We start from the raw sequence: 21,333 nt of genomic DNA, 5'->3' as shown, positions 1-21,333 counted from the left end.
TAGTCGCGCGGCCGCCCCTTCTGGACTGCAAGCTCGACCGCCGGACCGAGCGACTCACTTGCAATCGCGACACGACGGCAGGAGACTTCCAGGGTGCGGATCTGACCCAACCTCCACCGGAGAGGTCCCTTGGGGCTTGCGCTGCTTGCCACGCTGGTCGTCGTGGGCGTGTATGTGGTGGTCGGCTTCAACGGCCTGACCAGGTTGCGCCTGCTGGCGGACAACGCCTGGTCGGACATCGATGTCCAGCTCAAACGCCGACACGACCTGATTCCGAGCCTCGTCGCGACCGTGCAGGGGCACGCTGGCTACGAGCAGAGCACCCTCGACGCCGTCGTCTCGGCCCGGAACCGAGCGCTGGCCGCATCGGGCCCGGCCTCGATGGCCCCGGCCGAGGCCGACATTGCCGGCGCGGTCAAGCGCATCCTCGCGCTGGCTGAGGCGTATCCCGACCTCAAAGCCGGCGAGAGCTTTCTGGCTTTGCAGCGCAGCCTGACGGAAATCGAGGAGCAGGTTCAGCAGGCCCGGCGGTACTACAACGCCGTGGTTCGTGATCTCAATACCAGCGTCGCTCAGTTTCCCAGCAACCTGATTGCAGGAGTGTTCCGTATCCAGCCTCGCGAGTTCTTCGGCCTCGACACGCCGGCGGAGGGCGCGGCTCCGCGGATCGCGCTCGACCCATGATCGTTCGACTGTTGCTGGCGCTGGCTGCCACGCTTGGCGGCTCGATTGCGGCCTCGAGTCCGGTCACGGCACAGCAGCGCTCGCTCGTCCTGGCCCGCTTCGACGCCGCCATCACGGTCCGCCCGACCGGCGAACTCGAAATCACGGAGACCATCGCGGCCCGCTTTACCGGGGTCTGGAACGGCATCTACCGTTCGATCCCGGTCGAGTACCGGACGCCGTCCGGCTTCAACTGGCGAATTCGCCTCGACCTCCAGTCGATCACCAACCAGGACGGCGAGCCGCTCTCGTACGAATCGAGCCGGGAACGTCACTACCGCAAGTTCAAGATCTGGGTGCCTAACGCCGAGGACGCCACCCGCACCGTAGTCATCAAGTACCTCGTTCACGGCGGCCTCAGGTTCTTCGACGAGCACGACGAACTCTACTGGAACATCACCGGCGACGAATGGGATGTACCGATCGAGGCCGCCTCGGCCCGGATCACCCTGCCGCACGGAGCGAGCGGGATTCGCGCCACCGCCTTCAATGGCGTCTACGGCGCGACCGGGCGCGACGCCGTCGTGGAAACGCGGGCGAATCAGATCCGGGTTACGATGCCCACCGCGCTGGGATTTCGGGAAGGGCTGACGGCGGTGGTCGGCTGGGACAAGGGCCTCGTGCCAGAGCCGACCGGAACCGATCGAGCGCTCGCCTTCCTGGCGGCCAACTGGCCCCTGCTGATTCCGATTCCGATCTTCATCGCCATGTTGCTCACCTGGCGGGCACGCGGGCGTGACCCCGCCAAGCTTCCGGTTTCCGTGCAGTACACGGCGCCGGAGGGGCTTTCGCCCGCTGAGGCGGGTACCCTGATCGACAACCGGGTCGACATGCGCGACATCACCGCGACGATGGTCGATCTCGCGGTCAACGGCCATCTCAGAATCGAAGAGCGGAAGGAGTCCAAGGTCTTTGGCCTGTTCGAGCGCGATGATTTCGTGTTCCATCGGCTCCGCACCGAGGGCGACCGCCCTGGATTGCGTCCTCATGAGTCGCGGGTGCTGAGCGGTATCTTTGGCGGCGGCGAATCCTCGGTGGCCCTCTCGTCACTGCAGAACAAGTTCTATTCGAGCCTCCCGGGCATCCGGCAGTCGGTCTACACCGAGCTGGTTCGGAAGAAGTACTACCAGCGTCGTCCGGACTCGGTGCAGGCGCTCTGGATCGGTGTCGGTGTCATTGTCGGCGGGCTGCTTGCCATCGTCGGCTCCATGATTTCGGCCGCCTTCGACCTGACCCCGGTGCCATTCCTCATTGCGGGCGCCATCTCCGGGATCATCATCGTGGGGTTCGGAATGGTGATGCCGGCGCGCACGGTGGCCGGAGCGCGCGCCCTCGAACGGGTGCTCGGGTTCGAGGAGTTTCTGGAACGGGTGGAAAGCGATCGACTGGACCGGGTCGGCAGGACGCCCGAATTGTTCGAGCGGTGCCTGCCGTACGCTATGGCGTTTGGCGTCGAGAAGCAGTGGGCCAAGGCGTTCCGTGACATCTACCGCGAACCGCCCACCTGGTACACCGGTCGCTCGTTCACCACCTTCGACGCCGCCGCCTTTTCGAGCCGGCTCAGCGCCATGTCCAGCCAGGCGGCGTCGACGATGAGTTCGTCGCCCCGGAGTTCGAGCGGCTCCGGGTTCAGTGGTGGATCCTCCGGCGGCGGCGGCGGGGGTGGCGGCGGCGGCGGGTTCTAACGCCCCTTGGTTGGCGGACGCCTGGGGCCGCCCGGCCGCCGCTTGTTCCGGCCCGAACCTGTCGACGACTCCGACCGCGACTTTGCATCCCACCGCGAGCCCTCTCGCTGAGATGAAGCGGCCCGTCGGTCGCTCTGTTGCTGACGCTGCACCGCTTCGCGACGCGCGGCATTGGCTTTGGCCCGAACCCGGTCTTCGGCTTTGCGGGCCCGAATCTCGGCAATCCGCTGCGCCAGCGGCACCTCGAGCGGCGCATCCGCGCGCGAGGTCAGATCGAAATCCGGCAGCGTAACCCGCGGCAAGCGCTTGCCGATAGCGTGCTCGATGCGTCGGAGGTCGCCCTCTTCCTCCGGCGCCACGAAAGTGAACGCTTCACCGGTTGCCTCGGCACGCGCCGTGCGCCCCACCCGATGGATGTAATCCTCCGCCACCTCCGGCACATCGAAATTGACGACATGGCCCAGCGCCTCGACATCGATACCCCGCGCGGCAATGTCCGTAGCTACCAGGACTCGATGGGTGCCGTTCTTGAAGCCCGCCAGTGCCGCCGTCCGCTGCGCCTGCGACCGATTGCCGTGAATCCGTTCCGCCGCAATGCCCTCGCGCACCAGGAACTTGGTGAGGCGATCGGCTCGATGCTTCGTCCGCGTGAACACGAGCGCTTCGTGCATCTCATCACGTTGAAGCAGGGTTGCCAGCAGTGCCGCCTTTCGATCCTGCGGTACCGGATAAACCGCCTGGGTGATCCCGACCGCCGGGGCAGCCTGCCGTTCGACATTGATGGTGGCCGGCGCGCTCAGGATCTCTCGGGCCAGGGTCGCGATTTCCCGGGGCATGGTCGCGCTGAACAACATCGTCTGGCGCTTGGTGGGAAGATGGCGCAGCACCCGGCGGATGTCCGGCAGAAAGCCCATGTCGAGCATCCGATCGGCTTCGTCGAGCACGAGGTGCTCGATCCGATCGAGCTTGGCATATGGCGCCCGGAGGTGGTCGAGCAGACGGCCCGGCGTCGCGACGATGACGTCGACACCGACCCGAAAGGCATGTTCCTGGGGCCCCATCCCGACGCCACCGAAGACGGCCGCTGCGGTGAGGGGAGTGTGAACCGCCATGTCATTCAGGTTCTCGAGAATCTGGGCCGCCAGTTCGCGGGTTGGCGTCAGCACGAGCGCTCGGGTCGTACCCCGAGGACGGCTCAGCAGGCGATGCAGGATTGGCAAGATGAAGGCGGCCGTCTTGCCGCTGCCTGTCATGGCGCACGCCAGCAGGTCACGCCCTTCCAGCGCAAGAGGAATGGCATCGGTCTGAATCGGCGTCGGGCGCGTGTACCCCAACTCCTTGAGACCGGTCAGCAGACTGCGATCGAGCTTGAGACCTGAAAACGGCACGACAACTCCAGGATACGGTGCGAGTCAAACCTGCTTCGACGTCGCTCAATCTAAGGGGGGCAGCCCATCCCGGGGCTATTTCGTCACCCCAAGCTCACGCCAGACAGGTCTCGGATAGTCGAGGAGACTACCTTTCTGCACCACCCGTCATGGAAGGCACGATGCAACTCGACCTCGACACCCCGGCCGCTGCGACCCTACTGCTGCTCGCATTGACCGGCTGCAGCAGTTCCTCCCAGGGCGGGAGCACCGCCGCGACCCGCGACAGTGCGGGAATCCGAATCGTTGACAACGCACAGGGCACCTGGCAGGCGGACCAGGCCTGGACGATCGAGGCAGCCCCCCTGATCAGCATTGCCGGCACGGCGGAGGCCGAGCTGACGCAGATCGTCGGCGCCGTGATGCGACCCGACGGTAGCCTCGCAGCGGCGTCCGCCCTGGCAAATGCGATCCGCTTCTTCGACAGCTCAGGACGACCCGCCGGCAGCCTCGGGCGACCCGGAAGCGGCCCCGGGGAGTTCCAAGCACTGTCGGGCGTCTGGGCGGCTGCGGGTGACTCGCTCGTCGCGGCGGACGTGATGACCCAGCGACTCACGGTGATCACACCCGACGGCAAGGCAGGACGCGCCTACTCGCTCGGGGGTCAATCGAGCCTGACACCCGGTGAAGGCGGACGGATGGCCTTTGCCGTCCCGATGGGTGCGCTGGCGGACGGATCTGTCGTGGGGCAGCGGCTCAGCCTGACCGTCGGTGAGCGCCGGGAATCGATGACCCGTGATACGGTCAGCTTCATCCGGTACGCACCTGACGGCACGGCGGCCGATACCATCGCATCCGTGCCGGGCACCGAGATGACCCAGGTAACCGTCACCTTCGGACCGCAAACCGTGCCGATCCCGACCCCGGTGCCGCTGGGCAAGCAGACCGTCGCCGGGATCCGCGGCGCGCACATATTTCTGGCGCAGAACAACAGCTGGCAGGTCGAACGATATCGGGCGGACGGGAGCCTCGATCTGCTGATCCGCGCGCCGATCGACGCGATGCGCCTGAGCGCCAGCGACATCTCGGTTCACCGGGCCGAGTGGCGCGAAATGCTGGATGCGGCGCCACAGATGCGAGCGGCGCCACACCAGTTCAAGACGCAGTACCTGGCGCAGCTCGATGGAATCCGCTACCCGACGGCCATGCTGTGGATCCAGGGTCTCTTCCCTGCCCCGGATGGCGGCGTCTGGATCGAAGAGGCGGTGCGGCCCGGGATCAAGCAACGGCAATTTGCCGTGGTGGGCCCCGATGGCGCACTGCTGGGTCGGCTCTCGACGCCAGCCGGGTTTCGCCTGATCCAGGTCGAGGCGGACCGAATCCTCGGGGTCTGGACCGACGACGACGGCCTGGAGCATGTCCGGGTCCATCGCATCCTGAAACCGTGAACTAGCTCAGCACAAAGAGCCTGAGCAGCCCGTAGCTGCCGGCAACGGCGACCAGACCTCCCAGGGCTCCCAGCATCATCCGCACCGAGCGCGAACGGGCGGACCACCACACCGACAGCCCTTCGCCGATGTCGCGGACGCGCAACTCGGCGCGGTCGAGAAAGGTCGCGAGCGGGCGAATATCGCTGGCGATCAGGCCAAGCCCCAGGGCAACGACCAGCCAGCCCGGTCCTGGGGCAGGAACCATGAACGCACCAGCAGCGGTGATGGCCAGCCCCGCAACCATGCGCGCGACCCGAGCACCGAACGATGATCCACCCTTGCGGGTTCGCCGATAGCGGTCACGAAAGCGACGGCCAGGCTCCGCGTCGCGCAGCAGACGCCATTCTCGCTTGATCGATTGCAGCATGCACCCTGCCGGATTCGTCTCTCTCTAGGACGTCCGACCGTCCCAATCCAGCGACAGTGACCCGTCCCGAGGACACGACGGGCGGGCCACCGGCCGAGGTACGATCAGCTAAATCTTTGCAGTAAAACACTTTACATAAGCAGAACATGCTGGCCCGATTCTTCCTACTGTGAAGGAAAATGGATCGACCCCGCACCTGAATCGGATTCTGGATATGCCCGCCAACCAGCCCGCCAGCCACCTCCAGCCCACGGTCTTCATCGCCACGATTGCGCTGCCCTGGCCCGGCCCGACCGCGCCAGCAACGCAGATCCCTGCCTTGCCAGCACCAGTGACGCACGGCAGCACTCGACCACTGGCAGTCGCCCGCTGACCAGCGGCGAACGACGACGGCAGCTGCGCAGTCTCGATGGGCCTCGGCGTGCTGAATCGGACCGTTAGCGCGGGGGCCGCTCAGTCGAACCCTGCGGTGCCGCCCGCAAATATTGCGATGGCCACGAGGTCCTGACCCCGAGCTCACGAGCGGCGCGAAGCGGCCAATGCGGATCGCGCAGCAGCTCACGCGCCAAGAGGACCAGGTCGGCCTGCCCCGTGCGGATGACGTGATCGGCTTGCGCCGGCGCCGTCAGCAGCCCGACCGCACCGGTTCGAACGTTGGCATCACGCCGAATCCGCTCAGACAGGCCGGTCTGGTAGCCCGGTCCAATCGGAATCCGAACCCCACTAACGTTGCCGCCCGACGAACAGTCGATCAGGTCGACCCCCTGCTCCCCCAGGCCCTGACAGAGCCGTACCGAGTCGTCCAGGGTCCAGCCGCCTTCGACCCACTCCGTCGCCGAGATGCGCACCAGCAAGGGAAGGTGATCAGGCCAGTGCCGCCGGACTTCGGCCACCACATCGCCCAGCAGGCGGATCCGGTTCTCAAAGCTGCCGCCATACTCGTCGACCCGCTGATTACTCAGGGGCGAGAGGAACTCGTGCAGCAGGTAACCGTGAGCCGCGTGAATCTCGAGCACTTCGAACCCCGCCTGGCGGGCGCGACGCGCGGCGGCGCCGAAGCCGAGCACCACCGCTCGGAGGCCAGCCAGATCCAGTGCCACGGGTGTCGGGTAGGTGTCGCTGAACGGCACCGCGCTGGGGCCGACCACCTGCCAGCCACCCCGCTCGGTGGGCAATTGCCCCTGTACCGGGTGCCAGGGGCGGTACACGCTGGCCTTCCGTCCTGCGTGCGCCAGCTGCACACCGGGCACCGCGCCCTGCTGCTTGATAAAGGCTGATATTCGCGCGAGGAAAGGGACGTGCTCATCATCCCAGAGCCCCAGATCCTCGGGACTGATACGGCCCTCGGGCAGAACGGCTGCGGCCTCGGTCAGCACCAGCCCCGCACCGCCGACGGCTCGGCTGCCGAGATGGACCAGATGCCAGTCATTGGCAAATCCGCTGACACTCGAGTACTGACACATCGGTGACACCACGATTCGATTCGGCAGGGTGACACCGCGAATCGCGAGAGGCTCGAACAAACTCGTCATCGGCTATGGGCTGGGTTAGGACGACGTTCGGCCCATGGGGATCAGGCCGCCGCATCATCGCGGCGGCCCGACCCATGGTCAGGCACCACCCCCGGCGGGGGTCGCGCTGAGCCGACCGATGACCTGGTCGGCAAAGCGCTCCATCTCCTCTGCCTGCGGACTGAATTGTAACAGCAGAAGGTCGACTCCTGCGGCTTCGAAGGCCGCAATCCGCTCCGCCACCTGCTCCGGCGTGCCGATCAAGCCCGCCCGCAGCCCCCGGTTGGATACCGAGTAATCCTGCAGCGACACCTGACGCTCGAGCTGGGTATTGGCGATCCAGTCGCGATAGTTGCCGTACCCGGGCGAGCCCGGAGTGACGTTGGTGATTCGCTCCAGCTCCCGGGCCGCCTCCTGCTCGGTATCGCGCACGATAGCATAGGCGGCCATGCCGAAGGACAGCCGCGGCAGCCCTGCTGCCTCTCTCAGCGCGGACAACTCACCGATCCGGGCTGAGACCACCTCAATCGGGTCGCCGTGCATCACATACGCATCGCACTGCTGGCTGATCAGACGCTTCGCCGCCGACGACTCGCCGCCGGCATAGATCGGCGGTCGAGGCCGGCGCACCGGCTTGGGTTCGAGAATCGTTCCCTCGACCTGATAGTAGGTACCGTCGAAGGAGAACTCGGGCTCTCGCCAGACCCCGTCGACCACCGCCAGCCACTCCGCGGTGCGGGCGTATCGGTCGTCGTGCTGATCGAATCGCACCCCGTACCGTCGCGCCTCGTCCGCCCACCACGAGGAGACCACGTTGAGGGCCAGCCGGCCTCCGGAGATGTGATCGATCGCGGCTGCCTGCTTGGCCAGGATGGCCGGCTGGTGAAAGGTCGGCCGCACGGCAACCATCAGCTCGAGCCGCTGCGTAACTGCCGCCAGCGCTGCCGCAGTGGACCAGGCGTCGAGCGAGGGAGCGTTCACACCCTTGATATCGTTGAGGAACAACTCGGCAATCAGCGTCAGATCGAAGCCGATCTCTTCGCTGCGGCGCGCGAGGCGGCTGACATAGCTCCACGACGCATCCATGCCCTCATCCGGAACGTTGCGAAGCCACCCGCCGAACACCGGCAACCAGTATCCGAAACGCATCGTCAGGCACCCAGAGCCCGTGCGACCAGACCCGCTCGCACTTCGAGATAATCCACGAAGCGGGCAAACGGGTCGAACCCGATCACGTTCGGGGCGTCGGCAACGAAATTCGACAGTGCATTGATATCGTAGAAGTAGTGCTCACCGTCGCGCTCATCGACCAGATACTCGATGCCGCCGATATCGAGATGCACATGACGGGCGATCCTCTCGACCTGCGCGATGATGTGAGCGGGAGGATCCGCCCGCTCGACCCGCATCCCGGTCCTGGGTGCGTCTGCTGCGCAGAAGGTGCGATCCAGCGCCCGCCCTTCCGTCGTCTGGCAGATGTCGGCCGGGCAGAGGTTGAACGACTCTCCAGTCGGATAGACGTTGATGGCATAGAGGAACTTGCCGTCGAGGACCTCGACTCTGGTAATCCGCCCCCCGGACAGTGGAGCCAGTTCCTGAACCAGGGCAGTCCCATCGACACCGAGATCGATCCGGCCGGCCGCGACGGCCTCGGTCAATTGGGCTTCGGAATCGAAACGGACGATTCCCGCGCCGCTGCCGCCGATATTGGCCTTGACGACCACCGGATACCGCAACCGTTGTGCTGCCGAGGCTGCCCGGGAGGCATGATTGATGACGAGTGCACGCGGCACCGGCAGGCCGAGCTCGGAAAGGACCTCGACCTGGAACGCTTTCGAGATCTCGAGCCCATAGACCGCCGAGCCGTTGACGACCGGAGTGCCAGTACGCTCGACGTGACGAAGCCAGTTGAGAGTATGGAACGTGGCCTGACCATGGGCCCGGAGATAGGCCGACGGGCTGTTGCGGTTGACGACCAGCGAATAGTGGCGCGTCAGGTCGGCCGGATCGTACTCGTGCGCCGCAGCATCCAGGGCAACCCAGGGAATCCCGCGCCGATCGAGCTCGGCAAAAAGCGGCTTGAACCAGTCCGGGTGCTCATAGTACACCGCAACGGGAAGTGTCCCCGATGGAAACGACATAAGACCTGCCTCGATTATTGAATTGACGAACGACGAACTTCGGACGACGCCTGGGACGTCTTTAGCGGCAACAACAACAGTCCTGGTGACCCGTCCCGACGAGGCGGGAGAGGCACACAGGGGGTACTGCGGGGGTCACGGAGTGAACCAGCTGCATCCAGGGACTCTAAGCGACCGACCCACCAGGGTCAACGGTGAGCCGCTCATGCTCCAAGCTCTACGGCCGGACCCGACGAAAGGTCGTCAGCCCGCTGATCGTGACATCGATCGGCCTCGCCGCGGCATCCACCCCGAAAGTGACGCTTGCCCCGGGCAGCGTAACGGCGGTCTGGCCCTCCCAGGATACCCGGAAGGTGTGGATCAGCGAGTGATCGAGCGGCCCCGAGAAGTTGGGCCCGTACCCGAGCCGCAAACGGTCGCCGCGCAGCTCCACCGTCACCTCGCCGAAGAGCGGGTCGGTGTATCGACCGGCGTAGCGCTCGAGCGGCAGGAGCGGCACGGCGCCGGTGACCATGTTTGCCTCCTGCGGCGCTCGAACCGGCCTCGCTCTCTGCGCAGCCAGCATCTCCGCACTCCAGTCGCGGGCCGGACGCCCGAGCAGGAGGTCGGCAATCCGATACGAAATTGCCGGCATCAGGTTGGTGCCATAGCTGTTCGTCAGCAGCACCCACCCGGCGTTCTGGCCCGGCAGCAGACGCACCTCAGCCATGAAGCCATCGATCCCGCCGTTGTGCCAGACGAGCGACTGACCGGCATACTCCGACACCACCCATCCGAGGCCGTACGCGGAGATCAACGGCTGATACGGTTCACCGGGCACCGGGCCACCCATCACCACCTGCGCGGAGCGGGTGGCCCGCAGGGCATCCTCACTCACGAGCCGCTGGCCGCGATAGCTGCCATTGGCGAGCTGAAAGCGCAGCCACTGCGCCATGTCCAGCACGTTCGAGACGATCGCGCCCGCCGGAGCAACATTGTCGATGTTTCGCACCGGGACTTTGCGCACGGTGGGGCCGATGCGCTGGTGCGGCGCCGCCACATTGCCCGGCTGCTCCAGCGGAGCCCCGACCGGACTGGTCGACGCCATGCCGAGTGGTGTGAGAATCCGCTCGGCGATGACAGCGTCCCAACTGCTCCCCGCAGCCGCGCCGATAGCCGCACCGGCGGCAAGGTACGCCAGGTTGTTGTATCCGAAGCCGCTGCGCAGGCCACCCTCCATCTCCGCGTAACGGAGGCGGGCCAGCAGGTCTTCGCGCGAGTAACCGGTGCCGTACCAGACCGACTCGTAGCGAGCCAGACCGGTCCGGTGCGCCAAGGCGTCCCGCAGCGTGATCTGCCGGGTCGCATAGGGATCAGCAACCGCAAAACCCGGCAGGTAGGCTGTCAGCGGCGTGTCCCAGGCCATCCTGCCATCGGTCACCAGCATCGCAGCGGCAGTGGCCGTAAACGCTTTGGTGTTGGAGCCGATGGCGAACAGTGTGGCAGAATCGACTGGCGCCGGCAGGCCGAGTTCCCGGACGCCAAACCCCTTGATGTAGACGATCGAGTCGTTGCGTACGATCGCAATCGCGGCGCCCGGCACGTCCCAGGCTGCCAGTGCCGCGGGTACGTACCGGTCCAGCGCCGCGAACGGCCCGGCCGGCCGCGATCCGGCCGATCGCTGCGCCGAAAGCGAGGCAACCCAACTCAACGTCAACGCCAGCGCCAGTCCGATCTGCCACCGCATGAGCACCCTCCCTCGTCTCAGTGTTTCAGCTGCGCCAGGTCACCTTGTCGCTGAGCGGACGGCGGCCCACATCCGGAGGTACGTTGCCGGGATAGCCGAGCAGAAAGAATCCAAGGGGCCGAGACGGCGCAGGCACACCAACGAACTCCGCGACATGGGGCAGCACGGCCTGCGCACCAGTCGACCACTGACCCGACAGACCGAGTGCCGTCGCCGCCAGGTGAAGGTTCTGGACCGCTCCGCCAAACGCCAGGAGTTCTTCCCATTCGGGCATCACGAACGACCCGTCAGGCTTGACCCCGGGCTTGAGCGTCAGGGCAATCCACACCGGCACCTTCCAGACCTTGTCGCGACTGGTCTCGAACGCCTCCTGAGTGTAGGTCCCCTTGGCTTCGGCCTGGATCCGATATGCTTCAGCAAAGGCATCCCCGAGCCCGCGGCGGCCTTCGCCGGAATAGACGGTGAAGTGCCATGGTTCCGTCTTGCCGTGACTCGGCGCCCAGCGGGCCGCCTCGAGCACCTGCTCGACCAGCGAGGCGTCGACGGGATCGGGCTTCAGGAAGGGCATTTTGTGACTGCGACGGGCTCGCATCAGAGCAAGCAGGTCGGCTGGATCGATAGCCATTGCGCTCTACCATGTTCGTGTGAAGACCTCGGGTGCGCCCGCACCGCGGGCGAACGCGCGGAAGGCAAACCTAACGGTCACGCTCCCCAGGGACCAATCCGACCGATCGGACCGATCGGCGCCGCCGGACCCAAGCGCGATGCGGCTCTCAGAGTTCCACGCGAGGGGAGGCGTCAACACATTGCATCTCAATCGCTTAGACACTCCGATCTCGAGAAAGCTGGCACCTTCCGGCGCAGCCGGGGCACCGAATCCCGTTGATTCGGAGACCCGGGCGCACCTAGGTTCCCTCGAGAAGCCGTTCCCTCCCTTACCATTGTGAGGAACCACCGTCGATGGCCATAGCCCTGCTGGTCGGCCTGATTCTGCTCAACGGCCTGTTCGCGATGTCGGAGATCGCGCTCGTGACCGCTCGAAAGGCCCGCTTGACCAAGCTCGCCGGCGCCGGCGACGGCGCAGCCCAAGTCGCGCTCCGGCTGGGGGAGGACCCAACCCGCTTTCTGTCCACCATCCAGATCGGCATAACCTCGATCGGCATCCTGAACGGTATTGTCGGCGAAGCGGTCTTCGCAGGACCTTTCGCGTTATGGCTGAGTTCGGTTGGGCTGAACGAGGCGGCCGCGTCGATCCTGGCAACCGGCCTGGTCGTGATCGTAATCACCTATGTGTCGATCGTCATCGGCGAACTGGTGCCGAAGCGCCTGGGGCAGCTCAGCCCCGAGAGCGTGGCACGGCTGGTCGCGCGTCCGATGCTGCTCCTGGCCAAACTCACGAGGCCGTTCGTCCATCTGCTCTCCTTCTCGACCAATACGATCCTCCGCCTCATGGGTGTTCGGAACAGCACGAGTGCGTCGATCACCGAGGAGGAGATTCACGCCTTCCTCGCCGAAGGGTCTGAGGCTGGTGTGATCGAGCGTGAGGAACATGAGATGGTCCGCAACCTCTTCCGCCTCGACGATCGAAAACTCGGGTCGCTGATGGTGCCACGAGCCGACATCGTCTACCTCGACACCAAGGCGCCCATCACGGAGAATATGGCCCGCGTCGCCGACTCGGTGCATTCCCGCTTCCCGGTCTGTGACGGCGACCTCGACAACCTGGTTGGCGTGGTGACGGCAAAGCAGATCCTGGCGCAGACCCTCAAAGGTGAAACTCCGGACATCCAGACCGGGCTCCTGACCCCTGCCTTCGTCCCCGAGACATTGACCGGCCTCGAGCTGCTCGAGAGCTTCCGCACCAACCACATGTCGGCCGCCTTCGTGCTGGACGAGTACGGTGGCATCAAAGGACTGGTGACACTGCAGGACTTGCTCGAGGCCGTGACCGGCGAACTCTCGACCCCCGGCGGGGGTGACGCATGGGCATTGCAGCGCGAGGACGGATCCTGGCTCCTCGACGGAACCATTCCGATTCCTGAACTAAAAGACCGGTTGGGAATCAGGCAACTCCCCGAAGAAGACGCCGGACGTTACCACACGGTGAGCGGAATGATGATGCTGCTGCTGGGACGAGTCGGTGCGACGGGCGATCGAGTGCAGTGGGACAACTGGACCTTCGAGATCGTCGATATGGACGAGAAGCGAATCGACAAAGTACTCGCCAGCCGGGTGGGCGGCTGACGCTCGCGGCTCCCGGGCCGATTCACCCGGGAGCCGCGATCAGTCAATCGCCCTTGCTCTTGAGGGTCGCGTCGTTGTCCCGCAAGAAGGTGCGAATCTCGTCCGCCATGTCGAGCAGTCGGCTCCATTGCTCTTTGTAGAGTGTGACCGGAAAGCGGCCCAATCCATAGAGCGAGAGCCCCCCCTTCTCGCTCACTTTGAGGTAGACAGCCCGCTTCGATTTGTCTCGCTCCTTGAGGGACGCATTCTCAGCCCGCAGGCGTTCCAGTTCAGCCTTCAGATCGTCATCACTCATGGTCAGTCTCCATCATGGTCTCCGATGCGGCGGATCGATATCCGAGCGCAACGTCTGCCTTTCAATATACCCGCATCAGAGGTCAGCGCTTTGCGGGCTGTCCCGCCTTCGGCAACGTTCTGGCAATGAAGGCGCGAATGTCCTCGTTCGAAGTCGCAAGATCCTCCTGCCGCAGGTACATCATGTGGCCGGACCGGTATCCTTTGAAGCTCATGCGATCCTGAAAGCGCCCGCTCGGATCCATGTGCCACATGGTGTACTTGGCATCGAAGTACGGAGTGCCCCCGTCGTAGTAGCCCGACTGCACCAGCAGATGCAGATAGGGATTGGCACCAAGCGCCTGCTGCAGGTTGGCGCCGGTCTCGTCTCCCACCCGATTCCACGGGTGGACCGGCCCGAAGAGCCAGTACTGCAGATCGGTTTTCCAGCCGAGCACGTCACGCAGGTAGTGGTTGATGGCCGGGGCAAAGGCATGGTTCCAGGCGGTGAGCGCTGGATCGAAGTCCGGGGCCGTGCCGGCATCGACCCGGTCGAAGCCGCGATAGCGCGAGTCGAGCCGTCCGACCGTGAAGCCGCTGCTGCGCAGCAATTCTTTCCAGTAGAAGGACGTTGGCACCGCCAGCGCGTGCTCTCGCACGACGACCTCCGACAGGCCGCTGTACCGGGCAAACCGCTTGATCAGCGCGTCGCGTTTGGTCGCCTCGAGCGAGCCGCCCATGACCATCCCGGGAATCAGTTCGTCAACCGTAAAGCGCTCGACCTCAGGCAGGACTTGATCGAGATCACGAGCCTGCAAATCCGCAGGGAGCGCCTTGTGATACCAGGCGGTCGCCGCATAGTACGGCAACTTGAGGGCTGCACCAACCGGCCCGCCGCGGTCAACCCCCAGGACCGTGGGCGAGACCAGCACGACTCCGTTCAGATACATCCAGTGCGAGCTTTGCAGGCGCTGCGCCAGACCGGAGACGCGATTGGTTCCATAGCTCTCGCCGATCAGATACTTCGGGCTGGTCCAGCGGCCCTGCCGACCGACGAAGGCATCGATCCAGCGCGCCAGGTAGGCAATGTCCTCATTGACGCCGAAGAACTGATCGCGTTTGGCGTCGCCCACGATGCGAGAGAAACCGGTGTTGACCGGATCGACATAGACAATATCCGCCACGTCGAGAATCGAGTGCGGGTTGTCGACGACGCCGTAGGGCTGCACCGGATGCCCTTCGCTATCGATCCGCAACAGCTTGGGTCCGGTATAGGCGACGTGCATCCAGACCGAGGCCGACCCCGGACCACCGTTGAACGAGATGGCCAGCGGTCGAGTGGATCGATCGGCCACATCACTGCGTTCGTAGTAGGTGTAGAAGACGGCCGCAACGACGGCGCCCTTCTCGTCCCAGACGGGCTGGGTCCCGACCGTGGTGCGGTAGGGGACCCGCTGGCCCTTGATCGTCACGACCCCGTCCCGCCGTACTGCGGAATCTGCCGGGAAGCGGACGGCGGCATCGCGGCCCGCTACGCGAGCCGCGGCGGCAGCCGGAGGCGCGGCCGTATCTTGCGCAAGAAGCGTTGACGACGGGAGGCCGATCAGGGCCAGTGGGAACAGAGTACGAAGCATCAGCAGGATCTCGTCAAGGAGTGATTCAGCGGTTCGGCCCCATTCTATCCGGAGCCTCCTGCCGGGGCAACATCATCGAGACGGCGCTCCTGGACCCCAATCGTCCTCGTCGTCCTGCCCGTCGAAGACCCGTGGGTTGCCATCATCGGCCAGCTCACGTTCGGCCGCCTCGAGTTCCTCTCGATCGGCAACGGGCGACGGGTCCGCCGCGCGCTTCGGCCGGCTCACGAACCAGATCACGAGAGCGACGGCGGCCAGCAGCCCGATCAGTCCGGCCATCAGAACCACCTCCCTATCCTGACGTAGAGCGCTTCGCGGCCCGAGGTCGTGACCCCATAGCCCACCTCGATCGGCCCTGCAGGCGTCTCGGCCCCGAGGCCGACCCGGGCGCCGTACAGCCCGTCGACCCGCGCGAGACCGGGTGACCAGGCCCGGCCCGCCGCGAACTGGAGCCGAACCTCGAGCGGACGCACCACTGCCACTCCAGCCTGGAGCGACGCCATCAGTTCCCGGGTACCCCGCCACTCGCCGTGATGCACGCCGGGAAAGCCGTCGTTGCCACCAAGCGGAAAGGTCAGCTGCACCGGAAGCCCCGACGACCCGAGGCCTACCCGCGCAGATGGCGCCACTCGCCACCGCCTGCGCACGACCGGCCAGGACGCCGTCGCTCGCACTCGCTGAAAGGCGTCCATCACGAGGGCGTCGCCAGTCAGCATGACGCCCCGCGGCCCGGCTCGTGACACGCGCAGCGACCCGCCGATGGCCGCATTACCACGGGTCGAGTCGGATCCCCAGGTCAGGGCGTCGCCGCCGACCGCGACTCGCCAGCCGGGCGCGGGTCGGAGTTCCACGCCAGCTGTGAGTCGGGCATCCCGGGCGACCAGGTGCGGCAACTCGGTACCGTCCGCCGAAAACCGCCGAATGTCATCGGACCGGGCCCGGAGCGTGAGGTGCGGAGCCACCGATGACCACCCTCCCCTGGCATGCCAGAACACGGAGCCGAACAGTTCCTGCTGATACTTACCAAGCGAGGCAAGCGCACTGCCCTCGAGTGTGCTTCCCGCCAGGCGGCGATCGAACAGGCCGACCCAGATCTTGCCGCCCCATTCGTGATCGTAGGCGACTCCGCCGCCGCCGACGGTGCGCGGTACCGGCATCGGCTCGAGGTGCAGATGAACGCTGTCGCCCCGACCGGTCGGATTGAGCCACGCCCCCCGAAACGATTCGATTTCGGCCAGCCCAAGCAGGCCGGCGCGAAGCCGCTCGACATCGAGCTTGCGAGACGCATCCAGCGGCAGTATCCGCCTCAGCAGAATGCCGTCGGCGGCGATGCCGCTCGCGACGCTCCATCCGCTCAGTACCGATGGCGACGCCGCCGAACCCATCGGCTCGGATCGGGCCAGACATTGCCCCCGCATGATCGTCGTGTCCGCCGCACGCCGTCCATGCGTCAGGATCTCGTCGATCGTCTCCGGCGAGAAGTCGAGCGACCGATAGCCCTGCACCGCCGGCCGAACATAGATGTCGTCGGGACCGAGCGGAGCCTCCTCCTGATTGAAGAGAAACCCGATCAACTGCTCGGCCAGCCCGAACGGCGACTCCGGATCGAGATCCGACGAGAGGCGCGCGGTCACGTCGACCACGATGACGCGGTCCGCCCCGGCCTCCCGTGCCTGGGCAATCGGGATATTGGCCGACAGCCCGCCATCGACGAGGACCGCACCATCGCGCACGACGGGCGGAAAGACGAGAGGCACCGCACTGCTGGCACGGACCGCCCGGGCGAGGTCGCCATCCCGGATGACCACCGGCTGGCGGGTTCGCAGGTCGGTGGCAATGGCACGGAACGGAATCGGCAGCCGATCGAAGTCGCCCCGGGCCGTCAGGTTGCCGCGCAGCAGTGCCGCATTGAGCCGAGCGTTAGGCCGACTCTCGTCGACCACACCAGTCTGAAACTCGAATCCATTGCGACCGCGAATCATGAACACGAGCGGGAGGCGATCGTCCCAGGCATCGGGCGCCGTGACCCGGAACGGACGGACGATGTCCGCGAGCGGCAGGGCCCGGGTCAGCGAGTCGATCTGACGCGCCGAGTAGCCGCTGGCATAGAGGCCGCCGACGATGGCGCCGATGCTGGTTCCGACGATCAGATCCGGGCGATAGCCGATGCGATCGAGCGCCTCGAGCACCCCGATGTGGGCAATCCCCTTGGCGCCCCCGCCGCTCAACACGAGCGCCGTCCGCGCTGGTCGGCAGGTGCGCTCCTGCGCGCCGAGCCACGACGGTCCGGCCAGCATCAAGCCGAGGAGGATGAGTCGAATCACGGTCTCAGACTGGCAGCATCGCTGATAACCGATGCAAACGGCGTCGACCATGAAGAGGGTGCCGGTGATCCGCACCAGGCGAATTGACCCTGCGCCGGTCTGGTCGAGACTGACCGACCGGCCGGTTGTGATTCAGGCGACTCCATGACTGAGGAAGGCATCATCAATGATGCCCTCCTGGTCCCGCCGCTGCAAGCGGAACGAGGCCGAATCGGCCCGTCAGGACGCCGGTTCGATCCGCACCTGCACGCCGTCCGGTCGATGCTGAACCAGGACAATTCGGCGGCCCGTCGGCTCGAGGATTCGCACCAGCGGCTCGGGGTAGAATGGAACCAGGATATCGAACGGCCCGGGATCGACCTCGATCCGTTCGAGCACGCGAAGGATCGGCTCCGGCGGCGGCAGTAATCGCAGATCCATTACTCCCTCCGGCACCAGATCCGAGACGGCGGCCGCGGCGTCATCGCTCGTCCTCGCGCCCGGGACCGACAAACCCTCCCTGCGCCAGAACCAGGTCGACCAGTCGCCCTCGCTGAAACGTTCCGTGTGCCAGGCATAGCCCTCTCGAGCGAGCCGGCCCAGCAAGCGCTCCGGTCGGAAGGGCGATCGCAGATGGAGCACCTGGTGCGGTGCCAGCGCCGCCGCCGCGCGGAGCACACGACCGAGCGGCGGGTTGCCCTCGGCAAGGTCACCCCGAACGTCGAGATCGACGATAGACTCGGGATCGAGGCCGGGCAGCGGGTCACCGGACTCGTCAGTCATGCCACCAACCTGGGCGAACAGCGCGTCCCTCGCTCCGGAGTGTCACGAGGCCCCACCCCTGGCCCAGTCCCGCAACTGGCCGACCGGTGACAGACGCCAAACCGTTCCTGACAGGTCACGAACCAGTCCAACCTTTTTGAGCTGCTTGATGGCGCGTGAGACGGACTCGCGTGCCGTCCCGATTTCCGTCGCCAGCTCTTCCTGGGTTCGCGGCAGATCGAGGACGACATCGGGGCCATCGAGATGACCATCGCGGCTGGCGTAGTCAGCGAGATGCATTGCCAGTCGGGCCGCGACATCGCGAAAGGCAATGGTTTCGACCAATTGCACCAGGTGCCGGAGGCGACGCCCCAGCGCAGCAACCACGGCAGCCGCCACCTCCGGATCGTGCCGGAAGGCATACTCGAACTCCGCCCGCGGAAGAAAGGCAAGCTGCGAGGCTACCACCGTTATCCCGCTGGCGGGATACGGCCCGCCGTCAAACAAGGGTAACTCGGCCACCGGGCGCCCCGGCCCCTCGACCGTGAGGGTCTGTTCCCTGCCGTCGGGCGCGGTCCGATAGACCCGGACTTGGCCTTCGAGGACGATGTACACGCCGCTGCACGGCTCGCCAGCGCGGAAGAGCGAAAAACCGGCGCCGACGGTTCGTGGCACACAGCGGGCCGCCAACCGTTCCAGCGCTGGCTCGGAAAGGCCGGAAAGAAAGGACGCCTCGCGCAAGGCCTCGAGCAGGGCTGTCATACCCGAAAACAAACGCAGCCGGATTCCCTGTGACAAGCGTCACACCGCTCTCACCGGCGAGCGGCCCATTATCCAGGTACCTATTTCTCGAGGACTGCCATGACGGATCCACTCGCGTCCAAGACCTGTGACCTGCCCGCGGCGCGCTCGCCGGACCGCCCCGCCGTGGTCGATCTTGTCACCACACCTGACGGCCGCACCTTCCGGCTCCTGTTCCAAGCCCGCCAAGCGCTCCCGTTGCACCAGAACCCGGAGCGGGTCGTGATTGCAACCGACAGCGGTTCCGGCACGCTCCGGCTCGGGGAGTCCGAACTCCGCCGACTGACGGCAGGCGTGGTGGTTCAGCTCGAGCCGCAGACGCCTCACGCCGTCGAGGCGGACGATGATGGGCTCGAACTCACGGTGACGATCGCTCCCTCCTGCTGCCGGATGTGCTGATGGATCCGTATGTCATGCGCTTTCTGCGCAGCGCGCTGGTCTGGCTCCTTCTGGGCGTCACCCTCGGCGCCGCCATGGCGCTGCGACCAGCCTGGCAGGTCTACCGGCCGGTCCACCTGCACATGCTGCTCCTGGGCTTCGTGTTCATGATGATTGCCGGGGTAGCGTACCACGTCCTGCCGCGCTTTGCCGCAACGCCGCTCCACGCGCCGCGTCTGGCCATGGCCCATGTGTATCTCGCCAACGTCGGGCTGGCTCTGCTGGTGACCGGGTTTGCTCTTCGCGCGCGTGCGGCTCCCATGGCCACCTGGTTCCTCGCCCTGGGTGGCATCGGTTCAGCCGTCGGGGCATACGCCTTCGTCTGGAACCTCTGGCGCACCCTCGATCGGGCCGCCCTGCCCTTCAGCCAACTCGCCAGGGCGCCGACCCGAGCTGCCGGGTAGTCCGTGTCCGAACTGTCACGGCGGTTCCTGGTTTCGGCCGCTCTGTTCATGGCCGCGGGCATCGGCATCGGTCTCTGGCTCCTGCTTGCCCGAGAACTCCTGGGCCAGTGGCCCGCACGCCATCAGGTCAGCGTCCACGCCCACCTGATACTCGTCGGCGCGGTGCTCCAGACCATCCTCGGCACCGCCCTCTGGCTCTTCCCACGGCCTCCAAGGTCTCAACGACCGCGTCGTGAGGTGGCGGGCGAATTAGCTTGGTGGGCAATCACGCTCGGCACAGCCGTTCGCGCTGCCGCGGAGTTTCATCGGGCCGACGGGCCCGACTGGCTCCGCGGAGCGATCGTCGCGGGCGGCATTGCCCAGGCGCTCGGACTGGTCTGCGGCCTGCTCGCGCTTCGCCACCGGATCCGTCCGGCAGCAGTTCGGTCGGCCCCAGAGGACGCACGCGCACCAAGCAGCTAGCCCCCGTGGCCAGGCCGTAACGACGACGCCGCCCGGCCGACAGCGTCGACCAGGCGGCGTCCGGTACATACCTGAGGAACCGTTCAGCGAACCGGCAGACCCCGACCGTACGCCGAGCCCTTGCCCAGTCGGGCAAAGTGGTTCCAGGCTGCGAGCGAGATCTCGCCGATCAACTGCTCGGCCCCAGGGACATCGTGCACGTACGTCGTCATCACGGCAATCGCGAAGGGGCGCCCGGGCGGGTAGAGCACGCCAGCCTCGGTGACGACGGCATCGAGAGTGCCTGTCTTCGTCGCGCCGCGGGCGCCCGCGGGCAGACGGGACATGAGCCGACTGCGTTTGGGCGTCGCAAGCACGCGGAAGAAATCAGCGGTGAGATCAGCCGAGAAGAGCTTGCCCTGATGCGCCGCGGCCAGCATCGCAACGGTTTCGTCCGTCGATGCGATGTTCTCCTTCCCTGCCAGCGCGGCCTCCAGATCGATCATCTTCCGCTCGAGCCGGGTCTTGCTGTACCCCAGGCCGGCCAGCATGGCGTTGATCCGATCCATGCCCAGCTTGTCGATCAGGATATTGGTGGCGCCGTTGTCACTCTCCCCGATCATCGCGGTTGCCACATCCCGAAGCGTCAGTCGTGTCACGCCATGAGTGTAGCGACTCATGATGGCGCTGCCCGACACCAGGTCGGTGGTGTCGAGGGTGTAGAGCTCCGCCATGCGTCGCTGCCGGTAGAGCTCGACCAGCACCGCAATCTTGATCATACTGGCGGTCGGCATCACCTCATCGCCGCGGATCCGCACGGTGCGGCCATCCGTCAGGTCCTGAATCGTCACCGCGAGCACCCCATCGAAGCCGGCGGCAGCGCGCTGAACGGTTGCCTCCAGATTCTTCCAGAGTACATCGGGTTTGGCCTGCGCCGCCGCCGACGTGGACGCAGCGAGTTGGAGGCCGGCCAGGAGCAGCCCCGATCGGAAAATGCGCGCGATACCTGTCACGATGACCCCG

The 21,333-nt window shown here is 66.0% G+C and carries 21 protein-coding genes; 7 read left to right on the top strand and 14 right to left on the bottom strand.

Annotated features, from left to right (window positions below; genetic code table 11):
* The first annotated feature begins 129 nt into the window (after positions 1-129).
* On the top strand, positions 130-684 hold the full coding sequence (locus KF785_14895) for a LemA family protein (GenBank protein MBX3148050.1): 555 nt from the start codon (positions 130-132) through the stop codon (positions 682-684).
* Positions 681-2,408 carry a DUF2207 domain-containing protein gene (locus KF785_14890; protein MBX3148049.1) on the top strand — a complete coding sequence of 576 codons (1,728 nt, stop codon included), beginning with the start codon at positions 681-683 and terminating at the stop codon, positions 2,406-2,408. The genes KF785_14895 and KF785_14890 overlap by 4 nt, the downstream gene beginning before the upstream one ends.
* On the opposite strand, the gene KF785_14885 is transcribed toward KF785_14890, so the two are convergent.
* Positions 2,405-3,796 carry a DEAD/DEAH box helicase gene (locus KF785_14885; GenBank protein MBX3148048.1) on the bottom strand — a complete coding sequence of 464 codons (1,392 nt, stop codon included), beginning with the start codon at positions 3,794-3,796 and terminating at the stop codon, positions 2,405-2,407. The genes KF785_14890 and KF785_14885 overlap by 4 nt on opposite strands.
* Before the next feature lie 161 nt (positions 3,797-3,957).
* Here KF785_14885 and KF785_14880 point away from each other — a divergent pair, with 161 nt between their 5' ends.
* A complete protein-coding gene (locus KF785_14880; protein ID MBX3148047.1) occupies positions 3,958-5,223 on the top strand; it encodes a hypothetical protein in 1,266 nt (421 codons plus the stop codon).
* Between the two features lies 1 nt (position 5,224).
* Here the strand turns inward: KF785_14880 and KF785_14875 are convergent, their stop codons facing one another.
* The 6 genes from KF785_14875 to KF785_14850 form a co-directional block, all read right to left on the bottom strand.
* A complete protein-coding gene (locus KF785_14875; GenBank protein ID MBX3148046.1) occupies positions 5,225-5,632 on the bottom strand; it encodes a hypothetical protein in 408 nt (135 codons plus the stop codon).
* 437 nt (positions 5,633-6,069) lie between these two features.
* A complete protein-coding gene (locus KF785_14870; GenBank protein ID MBX3148045.1) occupies positions 6,070-7,164 on the bottom strand; it encodes an NADH:flavin oxidoreductase/NADH oxidase in 1,095 nt (364 codons plus the stop codon).
* A gap of 78 nt (positions 7,165-7,242) precedes the next feature.
* On the bottom strand, positions 7,243-8,292 hold the full coding sequence (locus tag KF785_14865) for an LLM class flavin-dependent oxidoreductase (GenBank protein MBX3148044.1): 1,050 nt from the start codon (positions 8,290-8,292) through the stop codon (positions 7,243-7,245).
* A gap of 2 nt (positions 8,293-8,294) precedes the next feature.
* Positions 8,295-9,284, bottom strand: coding sequence for an ATP-grasp domain-containing protein (locus KF785_14860; GenBank protein ID MBX3148043.1), 990 nt, complete (start codon positions 9,282-9,284; stop codon positions 8,295-8,297).
* A gap of 217 nt (positions 9,285-9,501) precedes the next feature.
* Positions 9,502-11,010 (bottom strand): serine hydrolase, encoded by a 1,509-nt coding sequence (locus KF785_14855; GenBank protein ID MBX3148042.1) that lies wholly within the window; start codon positions 11,008-11,010, stop codon positions 9,502-9,504.
* 25 nt (positions 11,011-11,035) lie between these two features.
* Complete coding sequence (locus KF785_14850) at positions 11,036-11,635, bottom strand: nitroreductase (protein ID MBX3148041.1); 600 nt, start codon at positions 11,633-11,635, stop codon at positions 11,036-11,038.
* 335 nt (positions 11,636-11,970) lie between these two features.
* Here KF785_14850 and KF785_14845 point away from each other — a divergent pair, with 335 nt between their 5' ends.
* Positions 11,971-13,254: an HlyC/CorC family transporter gene (locus KF785_14845; protein MBX3148040.1), complete on the top strand. Its 1,284-nt coding sequence runs from the start codon at positions 11,971-11,973 to the stop codon at positions 13,252-13,254.
* Positions 13,255-13,297: 43 nt separating this feature from the next.
* Here KF785_14845 and KF785_14840 read toward each other — a convergent pair whose 3' ends face one another.
* From KF785_14840 to KF785_14815, 6 genes are all read right to left on the bottom strand, one after another.
* A complete protein-coding gene (locus KF785_14840) occupies positions 13,298-13,549 on the bottom strand; it encodes a hypothetical protein (GenBank protein ID MBX3148039.1) in 252 nt (83 codons plus the stop codon).
* A gap of 82 nt (positions 13,550-13,631) precedes the next feature.
* On the bottom strand, positions 13,632-15,161 hold the full coding sequence (locus tag KF785_14835) for a hypothetical protein (protein ID MBX3148038.1): 1,530 nt from the start codon (positions 15,159-15,161) through the stop codon (positions 13,632-13,634).
* Positions 15,162-15,233: 72 nt separating this feature from the next.
* On the bottom strand, positions 15,234-15,440 hold the full coding sequence (locus KF785_14830) for a hypothetical protein (GenBank protein MBX3148037.1): 207 nt from the start codon (positions 15,438-15,440) through the stop codon (positions 15,234-15,236).
* A complete protein-coding gene (locus KF785_14825; protein MBX3148036.1) occupies positions 15,440-17,485 on the bottom strand; it encodes a patatin-like phospholipase family protein in 2,046 nt (681 codons plus the stop codon). The genes KF785_14830 and KF785_14825 overlap by 1 nt, the downstream gene beginning before the upstream one ends.
* A 219-nt stretch (positions 17,486-17,704) precedes the next feature.
* Positions 17,705-18,247: a DUF2249 domain-containing protein gene (locus KF785_14820; GenBank protein ID MBX3148035.1), complete on the bottom strand. Its 543-nt coding sequence runs from the start codon at positions 18,245-18,247 to the stop codon at positions 17,705-17,707.
* Positions 18,248-18,289: 42 nt separating this feature from the next.
* The gene (locus KF785_14815) at positions 18,290-18,988 is read right to left on the bottom strand and encodes a Crp/Fnr family transcriptional regulator (GenBank protein ID MBX3148034.1); all 699 of its coding nucleotides are present in this window, start codon (positions 18,986-18,988) and stop codon (positions 18,290-18,292) included.
* Between the two features lie 99 nt (positions 18,989-19,087).
* Between KF785_14815 and KF785_14810 the strand changes: the two genes are divergently transcribed.
* Genes KF785_14810 through KF785_14800 form a run of 3 tightly spaced genes read left to right on the top strand, consistent with a single transcriptional unit; the run spans position 19,088 to position 20,331 of the window.
* A complete protein-coding gene (locus KF785_14810; protein MBX3148033.1) occupies positions 19,088-19,426 on the top strand; it encodes a hypothetical protein in 339 nt (112 codons plus the stop codon).
* Positions 19,426-19,869 carry a cbb3-type cytochrome c oxidase subunit I gene (locus KF785_14805; GenBank protein MBX3148032.1) on the top strand — a complete coding sequence of 148 codons (444 nt, stop codon included), beginning with the start codon at positions 19,426-19,428 and terminating at the stop codon, positions 19,867-19,869. The genes KF785_14810 and KF785_14805 overlap by 1 nt, the downstream gene beginning before the upstream one ends.
* 3 nt (positions 19,870-19,872) lie before the next feature.
* The gene (locus KF785_14800) at positions 19,873-20,331 is read left to right on the top strand and encodes a hypothetical protein (GenBank protein ID MBX3148031.1); all 459 of its coding nucleotides are present in this window, start codon (positions 19,873-19,875) and stop codon (positions 20,329-20,331) included.
* Between the two features lie 83 nt (positions 20,332-20,414).
* Here KF785_14800 and KF785_14795 read toward each other — a convergent pair whose 3' ends face one another.
* Positions 20,415-21,323, bottom strand: a complete 909-nt coding sequence (locus KF785_14795) for a serine hydrolase (GenBank protein ID MBX3148030.1) — start codon at positions 21,321-21,323, stop codon at positions 20,415-20,417.
* Between the last annotated feature and the right edge of the window lie 10 nt (positions 21,324-21,333).

It is taken from the genome of Gemmatimonadales bacterium, from assembly GCA_019637315.1.
Classification (GTDB): domain Bacteria; phylum Gemmatimonadota; class Gemmatimonadetes; order Gemmatimonadales; family GWC2-71-9; genus SHZU01.
This window is presented reverse-complemented; position numbering and strand designations above follow the sequence as displayed.

What these genes read in the sequence shown, in the direction of transcription:
- KF785_14890 (MBX3148049.1), top strand. Translation starts at nt 681, where the DNA reads ATGATCGTTCGACTGTTGCTGGCGCTGGCTGCCACGCTTGGCGGCTCG.
- KF785_14880 (MBX3148047.1), top strand. Translation starts at nt 3,958, where the DNA reads ATGCAACTCGACCTCGACACCCCGGCCGCTGCGACCCTACTGCTGCTC.
- KF785_14875 (MBX3148046.1), bottom strand. Translation starts at nt 5,632, where the DNA reads ATGCTGCAATCGATCAAGCGAGAATGGCGTCTGCTGCGCGACGCGGAG.
- KF785_14870 (MBX3148045.1), bottom strand. Translation starts at nt 7,164, where the DNA reads ATGACGAGTTTGTTCGAGCCTCTCGCGATTCGCGGTGTCACCCTGCCG.
- KF785_14865 (MBX3148044.1), bottom strand. Translation starts at nt 8,292, where the DNA reads ATGCGTTTCGGATACTGGTTGCCGGTGTTCGGCGGGTGGCTTCGCAAC.
- KF785_14860 (MBX3148043.1), bottom strand. Translation starts at nt 9,284, where the DNA reads ATGTCGTTTCCATCGGGGACACTTCCCGTTGCGGTGTACTATGAGCAC.
- KF785_14855 (MBX3148042.1), bottom strand. Translation starts at nt 11,010, where the DNA reads ATGCGGTGGCAGATCGGACTGGCGCTGGCGTTGACGTTGAGTTGGGTT.
- KF785_14850 (MBX3148041.1), bottom strand. Translation starts at nt 11,635, where the DNA reads ATGGCTATCGATCCAGCCGACCTGCTTGCTCTGATGCGAGCCCGTCGC.
- KF785_14845 (MBX3148040.1), top strand. Translation starts at nt 11,971, where the DNA reads ATGGCCATAGCCCTGCTGGTCGGCCTGATTCTGCTCAACGGCCTGTTC.
- KF785_14840 (MBX3148039.1), bottom strand. Translation starts at nt 13,549, where the DNA reads ATGAGTGATGACGATCTGAAGGCTGAACTGGAACGCCTGCGGGCTGAG.
- KF785_14835 (MBX3148038.1), bottom strand. Translation starts at nt 15,161, where the DNA reads ATGCTTCGTACTCTGTTCCCACTGGCCCTGATCGGCCTCCCGTCGTCA.
- KF785_14830 (MBX3148037.1), bottom strand. Translation starts at nt 15,440, where the DNA reads ATGGCCGGACTGATCGGGCTGCTGGCCGCCGTCGCTCTCGTGATCTGG.
- KF785_14820 (MBX3148035.1), bottom strand. Translation starts at nt 18,247, where the DNA reads ATGACTGACGAGTCCGGTGACCCGCTGCCCGGCCTCGATCCCGAGTCT.
- KF785_14815 (MBX3148034.1), bottom strand. Translation starts at nt 18,988, where the DNA reads ATGACAGCCCTGCTCGAGGCCTTGCGCGAGGCGTCCTTTCTTTCCGGC.
- KF785_14810 (MBX3148033.1), top strand. Translation starts at nt 19,088, where the DNA reads ATGACGGATCCACTCGCGTCCAAGACCTGTGACCTGCCCGCGGCGCGC.
- KF785_14805 (MBX3148032.1), top strand. Translation starts at nt 19,426, where the DNA reads ATGGATCCGTATGTCATGCGCTTTCTGCGCAGCGCGCTGGTCTGGCTC.